This window comes from Pseudoalteromonas sp. GW168-MNA-CIBAN-0100, from assembly GCF_040309225.1.
Taxonomy (GTDB): domain Bacteria; phylum Pseudomonadota; class Gammaproteobacteria; order Enterobacterales; family Alteromonadaceae; genus Pseudoalteromonas; species Pseudoalteromonas arctica.
This window is the reverse complement of record NZ_JBEOOL010001215.1, coordinates 1-223: the sequence shown is the minus strand read 5'-3', so window position 1 is coordinate 223 and position 223 is coordinate 1. Positions and strand designations below refer to the sequence as shown.

Here is a 223-nt window from a genome sequence, read left to right as displayed (position 1 = left end):
GGGTGCATAGCTCAGCTGGATAGAGTACTCGGCTACGAACCGAGCGGTCGGAGGTTCGAATCCTCCTGCGCCCACCATGCTTTAATAACTCTGCTTAGAGTCTAAATAAGCAAAAGCTCTACTTAGAGTTAAAATAAGTAAACTATAAAGTGGGTGCATAGCTCAGCTGGATAGAGTACTCGGCTACGAACCGAGCGGTCGGAGGTTCGAATCCTCCTGCGCC

Annotated in this window: 1 tRNA gene; it reads left to right on the top strand. The window is 49.8% G+C overall.

The window, feature by feature from the left end:
* Positions 1-77: transfer RNA gene (locus tag AAEY62_RS25280), tRNA-Arg, on the top strand.
* Positions 78-223 lie beyond the last annotated feature (146 nt).